The organism is Vibrio sp. YT-19(2023) (genome assembly GCF_033337395.1).
The window spans coordinates 1-767 of record NZ_JAWOQN010000391.1 but is presented as its reverse complement, the minus strand read 5'-3'; the positions used below and the strand labels follow the sequence as shown (position 1 = coordinate 767).

The 767-nt window shown below is 50.6% G+C and carries 1 protein-coding gene and 1 pseudogene; both read left to right on the top strand.

Annotation, left to right across the window (positions count from 1 at the left end; translation table 11 throughout):
* Positions 1-207, top strand: a pseudogene (locus R7E78_RS26100) (hydroxyethylthiazole kinase); the annotation flags it as partial.
* Positions 208-270: 63 nt separating this feature from the next.
* Positions 271-767, top strand: a 497-nt coding sequence (thiE, locus tag R7E78_RS26095) for a thiamine phosphate synthase (protein WP_318058606.1), incomplete at its 3' end; no start/stop codon positions are given.

Genomic DNA, 767 nt, shown 5'->3' with positions numbered 1-767 from the left:
GGTTGCACGTTAACCGCACTGACAGGCGCGATCGCAGCAATCGGCGACGAAACAGGCCTTGCTGCGGCAGCGGTGCTTGGCGTTGTGGGTGAAATTGCGGCTGAGCAAGCGCGAGGGCCAGGTAGCTTGCAAGTGCATCTTTTGGATGAGCTTTACCAACTGGATGAAGAAACACTGGCAACACGTCTTAAATTACAAGTGAGATAAATCGCTTCTCAATGCTTTAAACGCCTCTCACTCCAACGAAAGTGGGAGGCGAAAGGAAACACAATGAACGCCTATCGTTTGTATTTGGTCACCGACGACCAACAAGATTTATCCACTCTCAAACACGTTGTAAGAAAGGCGGTAGAAGGTGGGGTCACCATGGTACAGGTGCGCGAAAAACATGGTGACGTTCGTGCATTTATTGAACGAGCTCAAGCCGTGAAGACGATCCTTGAAGGCACTGGCGTCCCGTTAATCATCAATGATCGTGTTGATGTTGCCCTTGCCGTCGATGCCGATGGTGTTCACCTCGGGCAGTCAGACATGCCAGCAGAGATCGCTCGTCAATTGATTGGCCCAAACAAGATTCTCGGCTTATCGATTGAGACTGAAGAGCAACTGGCAGAGGCGGATTCTCTGCCCATTGATTACATCGGCTTGAGTGCCATCTTCGCTACGCCGACCAAAACCAACACCAAAAAACACTGGGGTATTGAAGGTTTGAAGATGGCGTTGAACACCACGTCCTTACCAATCGTCGCTATTGGTGGCATCAACGA